A 16205-nucleotide genomic window follows, 5' to 3' on the forward strand; every position below is an offset into this window, starting at 1 on the left:
TTTTCTTTGCGCATCATCAATCTGGGAGGATTCTTTATGGATCGTCGTTCTTTTCTAAAAACATCCGCACTCGGCGGCACGGCAGCAGCAGCGTCCACGCTTGCAGCACCAGCCTATGCACAGGGCAAGCGCGTTCTGACTATGGTTCAGTCTTGGCCACGTGGCTTTGCTGTTCTTGATGACGCAGCGACATACCTGCAGGACATGGTTGGCGCGATGTCTGACGGTCAGTTGACCATCGACAAAAAAGCACCGGGCGAACTGGTTGGCGCGCTTGAAGTATTTGACGCTGTGTCTTCTGGCCAAGCGGACATGTACCACTCTGCGGACTATTATTTCATCGGTCAGCACCCAGCGTATGCGTATTTCACAGCCGTACCATTCGGCGGCACAGCGCAAGAGCTGACAAACTGGTACCACCACGGCGGCGGCCACGAGCTGCACTCCGAGCTGGGCGAAATCTTCAACCTGAAATCCTTCCTTGCTGGTAACTCTGGTTCCCAGTCTGGTGGTTGGTTCCGTAAAGAAATCGGCTCCGCGGCTGACTTCAACGGCCTTAAGTTCCGTATGCCTGGTCTTGGTGGCAAGGTTCTTGGTAAACTGGGCGCATCTGTTCAGAACATCCCGGGCGGCGAGCTGTACCAAGCGCTGTCTTCTGGTGCTCTTGATGGCCTCGAGTGGGTTGGCCCAATGGCGGACGAGCGCGCCGGCTTCCAAGAAGTTGCGAAAGTTTACTACGCTGCGGGCTTCCACGAGCCAGGTTCCGGCCTTGCATGTGGTGTAAACCTTGACGTTTACAACGACCTCTCACCTGCGCACCAAGCAATCATCTCCAACTCTTGCGCGGCAACAACGCACCTGCAGCTGTCCCAGACACTTGCAAACAACGGTGCTGCACTTGCGCGTCTTCAGTCTCAGGGCGTTAAAGTTCTGCAGTTCTCTGACGATGTTTGGGATGCGTTCGGTAAAGCCTCTGCTGAAGTTATGGACGAGAACATGGGCGACGAAATCTTCGCGAAAACGCGTAAGTCCTTCGAAGAGTCCATGGCGGCGTCTTCCTCTTGGATCGACAAGTCAGACGGTTACTACGTCAAACAGCGTAACCGCGTTCTGGGCAACTAAGCCTTTTACGATTTTGAAAACGGGTCAGGCCTCTGCAAGTGCAGAGGCCTTGCCTGCACCATGATATTGCAAAGCTGGCACATCTTAGAACGTTTGGCTGCAATGACAGGTTTATGAAAAAGGGGACACTGATGGCGGATGACGCATCTGGCGGAGCGCTCGCGGCAATAGGCGATGGTTTGCTCTGGTTTATTCAGAATATTGGCATGGCATTTTACAACTTTGGCTATGCTCTGTCGCATCCTGCATCATGGCTCGATTGGTCCGATAGCCAATCGCTGATGCGGTTCATCTACTATGGTGCCTCGGTCGAGCTATTCTTCGTGGTCTTAACGGCGTTTTTGATCCTGACAGCAGTCGGGATGTGGAAAAACGCGATCATGTGGGGCGTTGTGCGCGTGCTTGAGGGATTTGCCAATTCGGTTGGCCGTTTCTTCGCATGGGCTGGCCTGCTCATGGTTCTCCAACAAATTGTCATCGTCTTTATGCAGCGTATCTTTACGCGTCCTGACATTTCGTTTGGATTTGGCATTCCGCTACAATTTGATATCTCATGGTTTGCGGAAGAGCTGAAACTTTACAACGCCTTAGTCGTTTGTCTTTGCGTAACCTATACCTTTGTTCAAGGCGGGCATGTCCGGGTTGATCTGATCTATGCGGCGGTTAAATTCCGCACCAAACGAATGATTGATATGATCGGCTCGTTGATCTTCATGATGCCTGCTGCAATCCTGATCTGGATGTACGGCTGGTTCTTCATGTGGCGCCATCTGGTGACGCCAAAGGTTTCGGCGTCAGACAAATTCGACTTGCTCATGCGCAAATCCAAACTGCTGAAATGGAATGTCGAAACCATCGGTTTCTCGCCAAACGGATTTACGGCCTACTTCCTGTTCAAGATCTTGCTCGTAGCTTTCACCGCTATGGTTCTTTTGCAAGCCGTTGCCTTCTTCTATCGCTCTTATCTCGAGTGGAAGGAAGGCGAAGAAAGTGAGGGCAAGTACCTCGATAAAGATACGCTCGGTGAGGGCGAAGAAGCTTATGAGGGGACACACTAATGTTCTTTGGTCTTGATGGCGTTGAAGTCGGCCTAATTATTGTCTTCCTTTGCCTTTTCGGGGGTATTTTGTCCGGCTTTCCAGTGGCTTTTGCCATTGGCGGTGCTGGTGTCATTGCATTCGGTATTATCGCAGCGCTTGACGGTGCTGGATTGCTTATCCACCAAGCGATCGACACGGGATCGCAAATGTATATCGATCTTGTGAACTCGGGGGTTAAGGCTGAAACAATCTCGGTCTTCCGATACCCCGAATTGCCGACCTATGAAGGCCCTGTTTTCCCACGTGGCTGGGAACACGCGCTGGATCGTAACGTTTCCTTTATTGTGAACCGCATGAACGAACGTGTTCTGGCGGGGCAGTCTATTGAAACGCTTTTGGCCGTTTTGATGTTCGTACTGATGGGCATCACGCTTGAACGCTCCAAGATTGCGAATGATTTGTTGACCACTATGGCGCGGGTCTTTGGACCGCTTCCCGGCGGCTTGGCGGTATCTGTTGTTGTTGTGGGCGCGTTTCTTGCGGCGTCCACAGGTATCGTTGGCGCGACAGTTGTGACGATGGGTTTGCTCAGCTTGCCGACAATGCTGCGCAATAACTATTCACCTGAAATCGCAACGGGCGTCATCGCGGCCTCGGGTACGCTTGGTCAGATTATTCCACCTTCTATCGTGATTGTTCTGCTCGGCACGCTTGCGGGCGATCTTTATTCCTCTGCACAAGAATCGCGCGCAATTGAAGCGGGATGTACCGACGCTCTCACTTACTTGGGTGAGCCAGCGGTGGTTTCAGTTGGCACATTGTTCCAAGCGGCGCTTTTGCCCGGTGTTCTTCTGGCCTTGCTTTATGCGCTCTATGCCTTTGGTTATGCGCTGCTGAACCCAAGCAAAGCCCCCGCAGTTGCGTTGGCGGGTGAAAGCGATGAAGTCATCACGCGCGGAGAGGGGCTAACGTGGTTTGTTGGTATTCCTGTTGCGTTGATTGTTGGCATGATCCTCTTGGGTAACCTGAATGTCATTGGCAGTCAGAGCCTTGACGTTGATAGCTATTCGGACATCGGCGAAAGCGCGAGCTTGCGGACAAACGTAAGCGCTGATTGTCAGGCTTCGATGATTGAGCTGCATGGTCAATCGGCTTGGGACACGGCGATCGCGCAAACGGAAGCTATCGAAGCGGCTGGCGGCGTTGCCGAGAGTGTTAAACTGTCCGAAGACGAGATCGCAGCTGCAATCGCTGAAAAAGCAGGGGCAGCGGCGCCAATCGGAACAGGTATCGCAATCCTCGCTTTGATCATGACCCTGATCCTGACGACAGCGCGCGGCGCGCGCCCGTCCTCCAATCACGGACCAATTTACATTGGTTTGATTGGTGTCGTTCTGGGGCTATTGGTCGATCTGTTGTTCATTCGCCCGGGCACCAGTAGCGGGGCGAGCGTTATGATGATGCTGATCCCTTGGGCCTTGGCGCTCTATGGCTGCACGCATGCTGCGATCATGCTGTCCAAGAACGAGTTGATCCGCGTTGTCTTTCCTCCGCTCGTATTGATCGTTGCTGTACTTGGCTCGATCCTTGGAGGCATCACCAACCCGACACCAGCGGCTGCGCTAGGTGCGGGCGGCGCGATCATGCTCGCGGCGTATCGCCGTCTGCGCGACGAGGATAAGTCTGGCAAGATCATCTTGTTCTCAACACTTGCGGTAATCTTGATGATCCTGATCGGGGTGAACTTCGATCTACGGGTCAACCAAGGCAGCCCAAGCTTTGAAACATGGGTCGCGTTCTTCTTTGCTTACACGGCTTGGCTCTATGCGGCGTTCGGATTGCTGTTCTCGTGCTACGTTCTGTATCGCGCTGGCATCTTGCCACCGATTGTGCGCGAAACGGCGAAAGTGACCAGCATGGTCTTTACCATCCTGATCGGCTCTCAGGTGCTGAACCTTGTGGTGATTTCCTTTGGCGGCGAGCATTACATCCAGCAATTCCTGCGTAGCTTTGACGATGAAGTGAAAGTCTTCCTGATCGTGATGCTCGTGCTATTTGTTCTGGGCTTCGTGCTTGATTTCCTTGAGATCATTTACATCGTAATCCCGATTGTTGGTCCCGTCATATATGGCGGAACTTTTGATCCGAAATGGGTGACGATCATGATCGCGGTGAACTTGCAAACCTCCTTCCTGACGCCGCCGTTTGGCTTTGCTCTGTTCTATCTAAGGGGGGTTGCACCCAAGGAAGTCACTACAGGCCACATCTATCGCGGCGTTGCGCCTTTTGTTCTGATCCAAGTTGTTGGATTGGGCCTGCTTTGGCTGTTCCCGTCAATCGTGACGATCATTCCGGATTTGATCCCGAATTGATCTATCGAGCACAGTGTTAAACCAAGAAGCGAGGCCATTTTGGCCTCGCTTTTTTGTCGCGGCCGCCTTTGAGCAATGCATTTTGGCCAGACACAAAAGGCATGGTTCACATAAGGCAGGAGTGTAAGTGGAGAGAAACGCCGCGTCGCTGGCTTTAGTCTGGCACGGCCCGATAGCCACCGGGCAGCGAAATGCTGGCCACTTGCTCGGCGATTGGCGCCGTTGAAAGCGGATGCAATGTAGGCTCAAACGCTTCAGGATCTCGCATTTTGCACCAAACGCCGTTTGCGAAAACCTCTAGTCCTGAAAAGCTGGCTTTATACCCCATCTTTGGACTGCCGGGGACCCAGTAACCAAGGTAAACATACGGAAGACCTGCGTCCCGAGCGATCTCGATGTGATCCAATATGATATGAGTGCCGAGGGATTGGCGTGGCAGATCGGGTTTGTAGAACGAATATACCATGCTCAAACCATCATCGAGCACATCCGTTAAACAGACTGCGTTCAGCTCCAGTGTGCTTTCGTCTGCGTATTCCACAACGCGGCTTCGGATCGGAGTTTCTTCGATCATCGCTGCAAATTCGAACACATCCATATCGACCATGCCGCCAGAGGCATGGCGCGACTCTAGGTAAGTACGAAACAGCGCGTATTGCTCTTCAGTGGCCCAAGGCGAGGTCGCACGGCGCTCAAGATGCGCATTGCGCCGTTTGATGCGCCTTTGGCTTTTGCTTAGGCTGAAGGCAGATACATCAATGCGCGCCGAAAGACAGGCCGCACAATCCGTGCAAGATGGGCGATAGAGGACGTTTTGGGATCGTCTAAATCCTTGTTTGGAAAGGCTATTATTTAGTGCGTCCGCGCCATCACCTTGCAGTGCAGTAAACAATTTGCGTTCCATCCGATCCTCGAGATAGGGGCACGGCTGGGGCGCAGTGACATAAAACTGCGGAGCAACTGGAAGCGAGTGACGCATAAACTAAACTATCCTTTGAGGCAGGCTAACATTCAATTTATGTACACGCCAAGCCTAGAACTGGGATCGCGCCGCTTTTATCGCCGGTTGATCATGACGGACCCCAAGGCCATGTCTGTCAAACTTTGGCCACGGGCCGAGCCGAGCATCATGATGACAGAGGTTGCTTGAAGCAGGAAAAACGTCATCGAGATCGTGTAACCGAAAGTGTGTACCAACGCTTGGCTGAAATCAAATCGCTCACCACGCGCATCGCGCAGCTCGATAGACATCATGCGCATTCCCCAAGTTGCAGACGAGCCAGCAATCGTCACGCTGCGATACCCAAACCCGATAACCAAGAACAGCAAAGGCAGAATGAAGAGACCTGTAAAGCCGGTTAACGGAACGGCTATGGCTGTCAAAACTACGGTGAACGCTGTGTCAATAAGCCAAGCAATCAAACGCTTAGTGGGCACGGACGCATAAAACTGCGGCGCGCGAAATGGGTCAGGGTGGTTGGCAAATGGCTGGGTCATTGTCCTGTTCTTGTTGCTTAAGTTTCGTAAATGCGACCTACCTTGGGAGGCAGGTAGGCCGCAAGAGAAGGAGCTGTTACGCGTCTTCTGTTTCTTTTGATGCGTCAGATGGCTTTGCGCGATCATCCATGAATTGATCGAACTCTGCTTTGTCTTTTGCATCGCGCAGACGCTGCAAGAAATCTTCAAAGCTGTTCTGCTCGTCTTCTAGGCGACGCAGCGTTTCTTCTTTGTATGCGTCAAAGGCCGAGTTGCCAGAGGGGCGCATTGCAGAGAAAGCGTGATGGCGGGACATTTGGCGGCCAGCGCCGCGGCAAGAGCGATTGAACATGCGTTTACTCCAGATCATGTAGAACAATAGGGCAAGGCCGACGGGCCAGACAAAGATAAAGCCGAGGACCATAGCCGCAATCCACGCGCCTTTGCCTTTGCTATCGAGCCAGGCCTCAGAGCGGGCGAACCAACCTTGGGGTTGGGCGGTATAGGCGGGGGCTTGGGCGAGGGTGGACATGAAGTTCTCCTGTTTCAGTTTTGCGTTAATGTGAATGTCTTTCACATTGAATAAATGGGGAGCTTTTCCTGCCGCGCAAGGGATAATGTAAAACTTTTTAACATTAATGAGGTTCGGAGGCTCTGGGGGCGCGACCAAAAGGGTGGTATCGCCTTGAATTAATGTTGAAATTTAAAAAATGGGCCTGTTTATAAAATATCTCTGGATAGCGCTAAAAGAGGTAATCACAGACTTAAGTGAACTCTGCGAGCGTTGCCCCTGAGTGCTTTAGAACATCCTGCGGCGAGGCTTTGAACACATGACGCGGGGTTCCAGCGGCGCCCCATATCTCGCTGAAGTCCATCAATGCTGGATCAAAGAAGGCGCGCGGTGGGGTAAGGTGCCCCAATGGAGAAACTCCGCCGATCGCAAAGCCCGTTTGGGCGCGGATCATAGCAGCATCGGCTTTGCCCAGCGGTTCACCCGCAAGCGCTGAAGCTTTTACACTATCCACTTGATTGCCGCCCGACGTGAGAAACAGCACACAGCGTCCAGACGTCTCTCCTAGAAAGATGATAGATTTGACGATTTGATCGACCGTGCATCCTAGCTCATCCGCAGCCATTTGCGCGGTCGTTGCGTGACCTGTTTCTCGGATTGTGTCTTCAAGTCCGGCGTCAAGGATTGCCGCGCGCACGCGCTTTAGTGATTTGCTCATGGCTTGGTCTCGTAGGTTTCAGGTTTGCACTGCACCACATTCAACGCTGTGTGCCAAGAGGCGCCAAGAGGCGCTGAGCGCAAAATGCTTCATCGCTTTTTTGGGCAAGGGCAGATCATTAGGCCGTTGAGGCGCCCAAGCTCCCTACTTCTCATTGCCTATCTTTGAAAACTCCGCTCTAGTTCCAGAATAAGAAAGAAGGATAAGGGAGAGTTAAGTTGAAAAACCTATTTATTGCCGCTGCAATCGCAGCACTTACGACGAGCGCCGCTTCTGCAGACGTGAAAGTCGGAATGATCACAACGCTATCGGGTGGTGGTGCAGGCCTTGGGATTGATGTGCGCGATGGCTTCATGCTCGCGATGGGGCAATCGGGCCGTGACGATATCGAAGTGGTGATCGAGGATGATCAACGTAAACCGGACATCGCGGTTCAGCTTTCCGATAAAATGATCCAGTCAGAACGCGTTGATGTCATGACGGGTATTATCTGGTCCAACCTCGCGATGGCCGTTGTTCCGGCGGCGGTCAATCAAGGGGTGTTCTACCTCTCGCCGAATGCTGGCCCATCGCCGCTTGCGGGTAAGGGGTGTCATAAGAATTATTTCAACGTGGCATGGCAGAACGATAATTTGCACGAAGCGGCCGGGGCCCATGCAAATGGTGTTGGCTATGAGAACAGCTTTATCATCGCGCCGAACTATCCTGCAGGCATTGACGCGCTGACAGGCTACAAACGCTTTTTCGACGGCGAATTGGCAGGCGAAGTCTATACCAAATTGGGCCAAACAGATTACGCGGCTGAAATAGCGCAGGTCCGTGCAAGCGGCGCGGATAGCGTTTTCTTTTTCTTGCCCGGTGGAATGGGAATTTCTTTCCTCAAGCAATATGCCGATAGCGGAGTAGAGCTGCCTGTTGTTGGCCCCGCTTTCAGCTTTGATCAAGGGATTTTGCAAGCCGTCGGCGACGCGGCCTTGGGGGTCGTGAACACATCCCAGTGGAACAAAGACATCGACAACCCAACCAACGCTGCGTTTGTCGAAAGTTTCCAAGCCGAATACGGCCGCTTGCCGTCGCTTTATGCGAGTCAGGGTTTTGATACGGCCAACCTGTTGTTGTCCGCGTTGGCAATGGCGGAGCCTTCAGATGCGGATGCGTTCCGCGAGGCTTTGCGCGCTGCGAAATTTGACAGCACCAGAGGCGAGTTTGCATTCGGTCCCAATCATCATCCCGTGCAATCGATCTACGCGCGTGAAGTGATCAAAGAGGGCGATGTTTACACAAACAAAATCATCGGTACCGCTTTGGAAAACCACTCGGACGCTTATGCGGCTGATTGCAAAATGTAAGCGCGCGCCTTTGCTTGCCTCTTGCGAGAGGCAAGCGCCAAAGCGGACCTGATATGTCTTTCATTTTGATAACCGAGCAAATCTTGAACGGCCTTCAGTTCGGGGTGATGCTGTTTTTGATGGCGGCTGGCCTGACGCTGATCTTTGGTGTGATGGGGTTGATCAACCTCGCGCACGGCTCGCTTTATATGGTTGGCGCTTTTGCGACTGCGGCGGTTGCGTCGATGACGGGATCCTTCTTCTTGGGTCTTGTCGCGGCGTTGGTGGCGGCGGCCCTCGCAGGGGCAATCATTGAAATGGTGGTTATTCGGCGGCTCTATAAGGCACCTCACTTGGATCAGGTTCTGGCGACATTTGCCCTGATCCTCATCTTTTCTGAAGGAACGCGCTGGGTTTTCGGCTCTTTCCCTCTGTTCTTGGATATCCCGCATGCGATCTCTGGCCCCGTGACCTTGCCCGGAGGCATTCAATACCCGCTTTATCGCCTCACACTTATTGGCATTGGTCTTGCCGTTGCCGTCGGGCTTTGGTTGCTGATTGAAAAGACCCGTCTGGGAATTCAAATTCGTGCGGGCGAAAATGATCGTGAAATGATCGCAGCCCTCGGCGTTGATATTCGTAAATTATACACGCTGGTATTCGCCCTTGGCGCAGCGCTGGCGGGCCTTGCGGGGGGGCTTGTTGGTGCAATTCAATCGGTTCAGATTGGAATGGGCGAACCGGTTCTGATCCTCGCCTTTGTTGTGATTGTTATCGGTGGGATCGGATCGGTCCGCGGCGCTTTTGTTGGCGCGTTGCTGGTGGGGCTAACGGATACGCTTGGCGGCGTTTTTCTGCCTGAACTTTTCAAGCTCTTTATGGAGACAGGGGCCGCGCAACGCAGTGGCTCTGCGGTTGCCTCGATGAGCGTTTATGTTTTGATGGGGATTGTCCTTGTGTGGCGGCCCACAGGCTTGTTTGGAGCGCGCGCATGAAGTTGAACGAGAGCGCGATAAACCTAGCAATGCTCGTCGGGCTTGTCGCATTGCCACTTTGGGCGCTGCTCATTGACGAGCCGTTCACAATCACCCTCGCAACGCGCGCGGTGATCCTAGCGCTGGCGGCTGTCGGATTGAACGTGATCTTGGGCTATGGCGGAATGGTAAGCTTTGGCCATGCCACGTTCTTTGGAATCGGCGGCTATGCAATGGGCATCTTGGCCCATCATGCGCAAACCTACACTGCGTTGGACCTCGGCTTTGTGGCTTTTGATGGCAGCAAATCAATGCCTGTGATCTGGCTGACGGCGATGGTCCTGTCAGCGCTTGTCGCTTTTTTGATTGGTGTGTTGTCGCTGCGCACGAGCGGCGTCTATTTCATCATGATCACCTTGGCTTTTGGCCAGATGTTTTTCTACTTTGCGATCTCATGGGCGCAATATGGCGGCGAAGATGGCCTGTCGATCTATGTTCGCAATGGCTTTCCCGGGCTGAATACACTGGTTCCAATCCAGTTCTACGGCATTTGCTTTGCGATCCTGTGTATTGTTCTGTTCTTTGTTGCAAGATTGCGCGCCGCGCCTTTTGGCCTTGCGCTTAATGCTGCGCGCCAATCAAGTGAACGGGTCGAAACGGTGGGGCTTAACCCAACGCGAATAAAGCTGCTCGCTTTTGTTTTGTCGGGCGCAATCACCGGGCTGGCGGGGGCGCTATTTGCTGATCTCAATCGGTTTGTGTCGCCCTCGATGTTCAGCTGGCAATTGTCTGGTGAATTGATCGTCTTGATTATTATTGGCGGTGTAGGACGGCTTATGGGCCCTGTTATCGGGGCTTGCGTCTTTGTAGCGCTTGAGCATTTTCTCGGCGGGCTGACCGAGTTTTGGCATGTCTACCTTGGGGTTATCCTGCTTGGCATTGTGTTGTTCGCGCGTGGTGGTCTGATCGGCCTGTTGACAGGAAAGGACAGCGCGCATGTCTGATGCGGTCCTTTCTACCCGAAACCTTGCCAAAAACTTTGGCGCGCTAAAGGCAACGGATGATGTTTCTATAGATTTGCGCGCAGGCGAAATTCATGCGGTGATCGGGCCAAATGGGGCTGGGAAATCGACTCTTATCAAACAGATATGTGGCAGTTTGAAACCCGATGCGGGGCAGGTGTTTCTCAATGGACGCGATGTGTCAGGGCTGAGCACGCAGGATCGAGCGCATGCAGGTTTGGGGCGCACGTTCCAAATTTCCGCGCTTTGCATGGAGGACACAGTTCTTGAAAACGCGGTCCTTGGCACAATTGGAGCAGAGCGCGCAGTCTGGAGCTTTTGGTCCAACGCGTTGAAGATGAAAAAGCTGACCGAGCGCGCGATGGAAGCGCTTGAGCGCATTGGTCTTGCCGAGCATCATCAAACCAAATGCGCTAACCTCAGTCACGGCCAGCGTCGCCAATTGGAAGTCGCAATGGCCCTCACGCTATCACCGCGCGCCTTTATCATGGACGAGCCTATGGCGGGGCTGGGCGCTGAAGGATCAAAGCAACTGACTGGGATGTTAGATGGTTTGCGAAGCGAGGCCCCAATTCTACTTGTGGAACACGATATGGATGCGGTCTTTGCTTTGGCCGATCGGATCAGCGTTTTGGTCTATGGCAAAATCATCGCGACAGGCACAGCGGACGAGATCAGAAACAGCCAAGATGTGCGCGACGCCTATCTAGGTGAAGAAGTATGAGTTTTCTGAAAGTGGAAAATCTCACGGCCTCTTACGGTGTAAGCCAAGCGTTGTTTGGCGTTGATTTAACAGTTGCAGAAGGCGAGGTCGTCGCGCTGATGGGGCGCAATGGCATGGGCAAAAGCACGACAGTAAAAGCCATATGCCGAATGATTGACTCGCAAGGCGGGCTGACCTTCGATGGCAATGATTTGCACAAATTGCCGAGCCACAAAGTCGCGCGTTTGGGGGTCGGCTTGGTGCCCGAAGGTCGCCGCTGCTTTGCCGATCTCACCGTGCGGGAGAACCTGACAGCTGCAATGCGAGACGGGGCGTGGACGTTTCAGTCGGTGACGCAATTGTTTCCCCGTCTTGGTGAGCGCCAAGGACAGACAGCCGCGACCCTATCAGGGGGCGAGCAACAGATGTTGGCGATTGGGCGGGCCTTGATGACCAACCCGCGTCTTTTGATTTTGGATGAAGCGACGGAGGGTCTCGCGCCGATCATTCGTCAAGAGATTTGGGCGGCGATAAAACGCCTGAAATCCGAAACTGGCGTGGCAATCCTGCTGATTGATAAGTCGCTGAAAGAGCTGGTCGCTGTCTCGGATCGCGCTGTGATCATAGAGCGTGGTAAGACGGCATGGTCTGGGAAAACCAGCGATTTGGTAACTGGCGTTAGTGAAAAGTATCTTGGAGTTTAATCTGTCTCAGCCGCTGAATGTCGGCGGGGGCAGAGGTCAGCAATTTGAAAGCTGACTCAAGCAGCGACAACTATGACTAGGACATAGTCAATCGCGCTTGAGCCACCCTCACTCACCTAGCGAACAACATAAACCGAACATTTTGCGTGCCGCACAACGCGGGCAGCATTGGGACCTAGCAGGTAGTCTGCCAAATCCGACGTATGCGCCCCAACAACGATCAAGTCTGCACCTGTCGTATCTGCGAGTTTCAACACTTCTTCATAAGCACGGCCTGTCGCGATGACATGCCGTACTTTCTTGTTTTCTGCATCATTCAGAGCCTTCGTAACCAGAGCATTAAGATGCTCTTTGGCGTCGGCGACCATCATGTCGTGATGGTCCTTGTTAAAGAAGGTTCCGACCTGACTTATTCCGAAATCAGGAACAACGGCGATGACATCGAGCTGTGCACCTTCCAGACGGGCCATGCGTGCGGCCGTTTGGATCGTGTTGATATCGTCATCGCCATTGCTGACGTCTACGGCGCATAAAACTGAGTTGCTCATGCTGGCACTCCTTCTCGTGACATGCGGGCGCGTTGCAGGAAGGCGATCAGAGCCAAGAACAACAGGGCCGGAATGAAGATCAACTCCTTAGCCATTTGCTTGGCTGGCGCGTTGACTGATGCGATTTGCACGGGGTCATCGGCGTAGAAGTCAAAGCTGCCCAATGATGCGCCAAACGGTGATCCGAATGATGGCTCGTCCATTTTGACAATGCCGTCTTCTTCCAAAAGAAGCAGACCAGATGCCGCGAGACGTTCTTCACCAGAACCAGCGCCAACAGGGAGAACCAGAGTGGTTTCCTTGATATCGCCGGTATCAAAGTCTGGACCGGATACCACCAAACGCATCTCGTCGCCTTCGCTTGCATCACCAAGGGCCTGGGTGAAGGCCGCTGGCTCAACTTGCTGGAAGGGTGGTTGTAGGCGATCCATGACAAAGTCAGGACGGAACAACACGAAGGCCACCAAGATCAGTGCAACGCTTTCGTAAATGCGGCTCTTAGTCAGGAACCAACCCATTGTGCCTGCCGTAAAGACAAGGATCGCAATGGAGGCGGTGACAAAGACTAAGATGCCTTGCATCCATGTGACGTCAATCAACAGCAAATCGGTGTTGAAGATGAACACGAAGGGCAGGGCCACGGTGCGCAGGCTATAGAAGAAGGCCACGAACCCTGTCTTGATCGCATCACCGCCTGAAACAGCCGCCGCCGCAAAGCTGGCAAGACCAACAGGAGGCGTCACATCGGCCATGATACCGAAGTAGAACACAAAGAGGTGCACAGCGATCAGCGGAACAATCAATCCAGATTGCGCGCCAAGCTCAACAACAACGCCCGCCATCAAAGAGGACACAACGATGTAGTTTGCCGTTGTCGGCAGACCCATACCAAGGACGAGAGACAACAGGCCCACCATCACCAGCATCAGGATCAAGTTACCGCCCGAGAGGAACTCAACCAGATCGGCCATAACTTGACCAACACCTGTCAGGGTAACTGTGCCCACGATCACACCTGCGGTTGCCGTCGCAAGACCGATACCGATCATGTTACGGGCACCGTCGATGAGGCCTTGGATCAGATCCGCAACACCTTGCGTGACTGCATTGGCCATATCGTTCTCGCCGCGGAAGATCGCTTTGAGAGGGCGCTGCGTGAGCAGGATCACGAACAAGAGCATCGTTGCCCAGAAGGCCGAAAGACCGGGTGATTTCTGCTCGATCATCAGGAAGTAGACCAAAACGATGATCGGCAGCAGGTAGTAGAGACCTGATTTGTAGATTTCGCCAACAACGGGCAGTTCTACCTCAGCCGCATTAGGATCATCTGGCTCCAGATCAGGAACGCTCGCCGCCATCCAGAGCAGACCAACATAGGCCGCGAAGATAAGGATCGACATTACCAGCGCAGAGGCACCCGGAACAGCCGCAGCAATCCAGCCAACAGGGTATTGAACACCGTAGCAAAGCAGTGCGAAGCCTACAAAGAAGGCCGCCATGCCGCCAATAGTCTTACCCATAGACACAACGCGGTTGCCCAGCGTCGGCATGTTGTTCTTCACCGCTTCAAGGTGAACAATATACACCAGCGCGATGTAGGAGATCGTTGCAGGCAAGAATGCGTGAGTGATCACCTCGACATAAGAGATGCCCACATACTCCACCATCAGGAACGCCGCAGCGCCCATGACGGGTGGCATGATCTGGCCGTTAACCGACGATGCGACTTCGACCGCGCCCGCCTTTTCTGAGGAAAACCCAACACGCTTCATTAAGGGGATGGTGAAGGTGCCGGTGGTTACGACGTTCGCGATCGAAGAGCCGGAAATAAGGCCAGTTGCGGCAGAGCCGACAACAGCGGCTTTTGCAGGTCCACCTTTAAGGTGACCAAGCGCGCCAAAGGCCATTTTGATAAAGTAGTTCCCTGCGCCAGCCTTATCGAGCAGAGCGCCAAAGAGAACGAAAAGGAAGACGAATTTCGTCGAAACGCCAAGGGCGATACCGAAGACACCTTCAGAGGTAATCCACATATGGCTCATGGCTTTTTTCAGCGATGCGCCTTTCCAGCGGATCACGTCAGGAACAACTTCTGAGGAGCCGAAAAAGACATAACCCAGAAAAATCACCGCAATGATCGCCATTGCAGGTCCAAGCGCGCGGCGCGCACCTTCAAACAAGATCAGCAAACCCGCAAGTGCGAACCATTTGTCCAGGTCATCAGCAAGGCCACCAGCGTTCACAATCTTCTGGTAAAAAATGTAGCCATAAAGCGCGGTGAACACACCGAACAAGCCCAATAGCCAGTCCTGGATAGGGATGTAGTGGCGTGGGCTGGATTTAAGGGCAGGGTAGGCCATGAACGCGAGGAAAATCGCAAAGCCTAGATGAATTTGACGAGAGTTATTGATGATGTCGCCGGGCAGAACATAGTTTGCAATCGGTGACGCCAAAAGGACTTGGAACAGCGACCAAACGACGGCGACGATCGCCAAAAGCGTGCCAACGCCTCCAGCAGGATCTCGTGCACCAGCGTCGGAGGATGCAACAAGATCTTGAAGCTCCTCCTCGCTTAAAGCACGGTTTTCGGATGATTTTTCGGCCATGTGTTACGTCCCCCTGAAGACAGTTTCGCCATATTTTTATGGTCTAAACAAATAGGAGAGACGCTGAGCGCCTCTCCTTGGCAGCTCGATCGATTAGTCGATCAGGCCTTTTTCTTTGTAGTACTTCGCCGCACCAGGGTGCAGAGGTGCAGACAGACCAGCTGTTGCCATTTCCTTTGGATCAAGGTTGGCAAATGCAGGGTGCAGCTTTTTGAAGTCTTCGATGTTTTCCATCACGGAAGACACAACCGCATAGACCGCTTCGTCAGAAACGTCCGCAGATGTTACGAATGTCGCGCCAACGCCGAATGTCGCTGTGTCGCCATCGTTGCCACGGTACATGCCGCCCGGAATGGTTGCGGTACGGTAGAATGGGTTGTCATCAACCAGACCTGTTACCGCATCGCCATCGACCGTTACGAGAACGGAATCGCATGCTGTTGTTGCTTCTTGGATGGAACCAGATGGGTGACCAACGGTGTAAACCATCGCGTCAATTTGGTTGTCGCAAAGCGCGGCGGACTGCTCAGCTGCTTTCAGCTCTGTTGCCAAAGCGAAATCGCCTGTTGTCCAGCCTTTTGCTTCGAGCAGAACTTCCATCGTGCCGCGCTGACCAGAACCCGGGTTGCCGATGTTTACACGCTTGCCTTTGAGGTCATCAAAGTTCGTTACGCCTGCATCCGCACGGGCAACAACGGTGAAGGGCTCAGGGTGAACCGAGAATACAGCGCGCAGGCCTTCGAATTTGCCAGCGTCCTTAAACTTGGATGTGCCGTTATACGCGTGGTACTGCCAATCAGACTGCGCAACGCCGAACTCAAGCTCGCCTTCGCGGATTGTGTTGATGTTGTAAACGGAGCCACCTGTGGATTCCACGGAGCAGCGAATGCCGTGCTCTTTGCGGCCTTTGTTTACCAAACGGCAGATTGCACCGCCTGTTGGGTAATAAACGCCGGTTACGCCGCCTGTTCCGATTGTGATGAATTCCTCAGCCATCGCAGCAGGTGCGCCAATTGTAAGCGAAACCGCGGCAACAGCAGCAAGAGTGAATTTGTTTTGTGACATGTCGTTCTCCCTTTGGTGT

The 16205-nt window shown here is 53.4% G+C and carries 15 protein-coding genes; 8 read left to right on the plus strand and 7 right to left on the minus strand.

What is annotated here, in order from left to right:
- Nucleotides 1-36: 36 nt before the first annotated feature.
- From ACRBCU_RS06820 to ACRBCU_RS06830, 3 genes are all read left to right on the plus strand, one after another.
- Complete coding sequence (locus tag ACRBCU_RS06820; RefSeq protein ID WP_431364627.1) at nt 37-1122, plus strand: TRAP transporter substrate-binding protein; 1086 nt, start codon at nt 37-39, stop codon at nt 1120-1122.
- 131 nt (nt 1123-1253) lie between these two features.
- Nucleotides 1254-2180 (plus strand): TRAP transporter small permease subunit, encoded by a 927-nt coding sequence (locus tag ACRBCU_RS06825; protein WP_431364712.1) that lies wholly within the window; start codon nt 1254-1256, stop codon nt 2178-2180.
- A complete protein-coding gene (locus tag ACRBCU_RS06830; RefSeq protein WP_431364628.1) occupies nt 2180-4534 on the plus strand; it encodes a TRAP transporter large permease subunit in 2355 nt (784 codons plus the stop codon). The genes ACRBCU_RS06825 and ACRBCU_RS06830 overlap by 1 nt, the downstream gene beginning before the upstream one ends.
- Nucleotides 4535-4688: 154 nt before the next feature.
- Here the strand turns inward: ACRBCU_RS06830 and ACRBCU_RS06835 are convergent, their stop codons facing one another.
- The 4 genes from ACRBCU_RS06835 to ACRBCU_RS06850 form a co-directional block, all read right to left on the minus strand.
- Nucleotides 4689-5513, minus strand: a complete 825-nt coding sequence (locus ACRBCU_RS06835; protein WP_431364629.1) for an arginyltransferase — start codon at nt 5511-5513, stop codon at nt 4689-4691.
- 77 nt (nt 5514-5590) lie between these two features.
- On the minus strand, nt 5591-6031 hold the full coding sequence (locus tag ACRBCU_RS06840) for an RDD family protein (protein WP_431364630.1): 441 nt from the start codon (nt 6029-6031) through the stop codon (nt 5591-5593).
- Nucleotides 6032-6107: 76 nt separating this feature from the next.
- Nucleotides 6108-6542 carry a DUF2852 domain-containing protein gene (locus ACRBCU_RS06845; RefSeq protein WP_431364631.1) on the minus strand — a complete coding sequence of 145 codons (435 nt, stop codon included), beginning with the start codon at nt 6540-6542 and terminating at the stop codon, nt 6108-6110.
- A gap of 232 nt (nt 6543-6774) precedes the next feature.
- Nucleotides 6775-7239 (minus strand): YbaK/EbsC family protein, encoded by a 465-nt coding sequence (locus ACRBCU_RS06850; RefSeq protein ID WP_431364632.1) that lies wholly within the window; start codon nt 7237-7239, stop codon nt 6775-6777.
- A gap of 218 nt (nt 7240-7457) precedes the next feature.
- Here ACRBCU_RS06850 and ACRBCU_RS06855 point away from each other — a divergent pair, with 218 nt between their 5' ends.
- Genes ACRBCU_RS06855 through ACRBCU_RS06875 form a run of 5 tightly spaced genes read left to right on the plus strand, consistent with a single transcriptional unit; the run spans nt 7458 to nt 11970 of the window.
- Nucleotides 7458-8588 carry an ABC transporter substrate-binding protein gene (locus ACRBCU_RS06855; protein WP_431364633.1) on the plus strand — a complete coding sequence of 377 codons (1131 nt, stop codon included), beginning with the start codon at nt 7458-7460 and terminating at the stop codon, nt 8586-8588.
- Nucleotides 8589-8641: 53 nt separating this feature from the next.
- Nucleotides 8642-9562: a branched-chain amino acid ABC transporter permease gene (locus ACRBCU_RS06860; protein WP_431364634.1), complete on the plus strand. Its 921-nt coding sequence runs from the start codon at nt 8642-8644 to the stop codon at nt 9560-9562.
- The gene (locus ACRBCU_RS06865; RefSeq protein ID WP_431364635.1) at nt 9559-10545 is read left to right on the plus strand and encodes a branched-chain amino acid ABC transporter permease; all 987 of its coding nucleotides are present in this window, start codon (nt 9559-9561) and stop codon (nt 10543-10545) included. The genes ACRBCU_RS06860 and ACRBCU_RS06865 overlap by 4 nt, the downstream gene beginning before the upstream one ends.
- Complete coding sequence (locus ACRBCU_RS06870; RefSeq protein WP_431364636.1) at nt 10538-11287, plus strand: ABC transporter ATP-binding protein; 750 nt, start codon at nt 10538-10540, stop codon at nt 11285-11287. Before ACRBCU_RS06865 ends, ACRBCU_RS06870 begins: the two co-directional genes overlap by 8 nt.
- Entirely contained in the window at nt 11284-11970 is a 687-nt protein-coding gene (locus tag ACRBCU_RS06875; RefSeq protein ID WP_431364637.1) for an ABC transporter ATP-binding protein, read from the plus strand. Before ACRBCU_RS06870 ends, ACRBCU_RS06875 begins: the two co-directional genes overlap by 4 nt.
- Before the next feature lie 116 nt (nt 11971-12086).
- On the opposite strand, the gene ACRBCU_RS06880 is transcribed toward ACRBCU_RS06875, so the two are convergent.
- The 3 genes from ACRBCU_RS06880 to ACRBCU_RS06890 form a co-directional block, all read right to left on the minus strand.
- The gene (locus ACRBCU_RS06880) at nt 12087-12518 is read right to left on the minus strand and encodes a universal stress protein (RefSeq protein ID WP_431364638.1); all 432 of its coding nucleotides are present in this window, start codon (nt 12516-12518) and stop codon (nt 12087-12089) included.
- On the minus strand, nt 12515-15121 hold the full coding sequence (locus tag ACRBCU_RS06885) for a TRAP transporter permease (protein ID WP_431364639.1): 2607 nt from the start codon (nt 15119-15121) through the stop codon (nt 12515-12517). The genes ACRBCU_RS06880 and ACRBCU_RS06885 overlap by 4 nt, the downstream gene beginning before the upstream one ends.
- Nucleotides 15122-15214: 93 nt before the next feature.
- A complete protein-coding gene (locus ACRBCU_RS06890) occupies nt 15215-16186 on the minus strand; it encodes a TAXI family TRAP transporter solute-binding subunit (protein ID WP_431364640.1) in 972 nt (323 codons plus the stop codon).
- Between the last annotated feature and the right edge of the window lie 19 nt (nt 16187-16205).

This window comes from Planktotalea sp. (assembly GCF_050633725.1).
Taxonomy (GTDB): domain Bacteria; phylum Pseudomonadota; class Alphaproteobacteria; order Rhodobacterales; family Rhodobacteraceae; genus Planktotalea.

Excerpts from the sequence above, each read along its gene's own strand:
- ACRBCU_RS06870 (WP_431364636.1), top strand. The coding sequence starts at position 10,538 with ATGTCTGATGCGGTCCTTTCTACCCGAAACCTTGCCAAAAACTTTGGC.
- ACRBCU_RS06845 (WP_431364631.1), bottom strand. The coding sequence starts at position 6,542 with ATGTCCACCCTCGCCCAAGCCCCCGCCTATACCGCCCAACCCCAAGGT.
- ACRBCU_RS06840 (WP_431364630.1), bottom strand. The coding sequence starts at position 6,031 with ATGACCCAGCCATTTGCCAACCACCCTGACCCATTTCGCGCGCCGCAG.
- ACRBCU_RS06860 (WP_431364634.1), top strand. The coding sequence starts at position 8,642 with ATGTCTTTCATTTTGATAACCGAGCAAATCTTGAACGGCCTTCAGTTC.
- ACRBCU_RS06830 (WP_431364628.1), top strand. The coding sequence starts at position 2,180 with ATGTTCTTTGGTCTTGATGGCGTTGAAGTCGGCCTAATTATTGTCTTC.
- ACRBCU_RS06825 (WP_431364712.1), top strand. The coding sequence starts at position 1,254 with ATGGCGGATGACGCATCTGGCGGAGCGCTCGCGGCAATAGGCGATGGT.
- ACRBCU_RS06820 (WP_431364627.1), top strand. The coding sequence starts at position 37 with ATGGATCGTCGTTCTTTTCTAAAAACATCCGCACTCGGCGGCACGGCA.
- ACRBCU_RS06835 (WP_431364629.1), bottom strand. The coding sequence starts at position 5,513 with ATGCGTCACTCGCTTCCAGTTGCTCCGCAGTTTTATGTCACTGCGCCC.
- ACRBCU_RS06880 (WP_431364638.1), bottom strand. The coding sequence starts at position 12,518 with ATGAGCAACTCAGTTTTATGCGCCGTAGACGTCAGCAATGGCGATGAC.
- ACRBCU_RS06885 (WP_431364639.1), bottom strand. The coding sequence starts at position 15,121 with ATGGCCGAAAAATCATCCGAAAACCGTGCTTTAAGCGAGGAGGAGCTT.
- ACRBCU_RS06875 (WP_431364637.1), top strand. The coding sequence starts at position 11,284 with ATGAGTTTTCTGAAAGTGGAAAATCTCACGGCCTCTTACGGTGTAAGC.
- ACRBCU_RS06865 (WP_431364635.1), top strand. The coding sequence starts at position 9,559 with ATGAAGTTGAACGAGAGCGCGATAAACCTAGCAATGCTCGTCGGGCTT.
- ACRBCU_RS06850 (WP_431364632.1), bottom strand. The coding sequence starts at position 7,239 with ATGAGCAAATCACTAAAGCGCGTGCGCGCGGCAATCCTTGACGCCGGA.
- ACRBCU_RS06890 (WP_431364640.1), bottom strand. The coding sequence starts at position 16,186 with ATGTCACAAAACAAATTCACTCTTGCTGCTGTTGCCGCGGTTTCGCTT.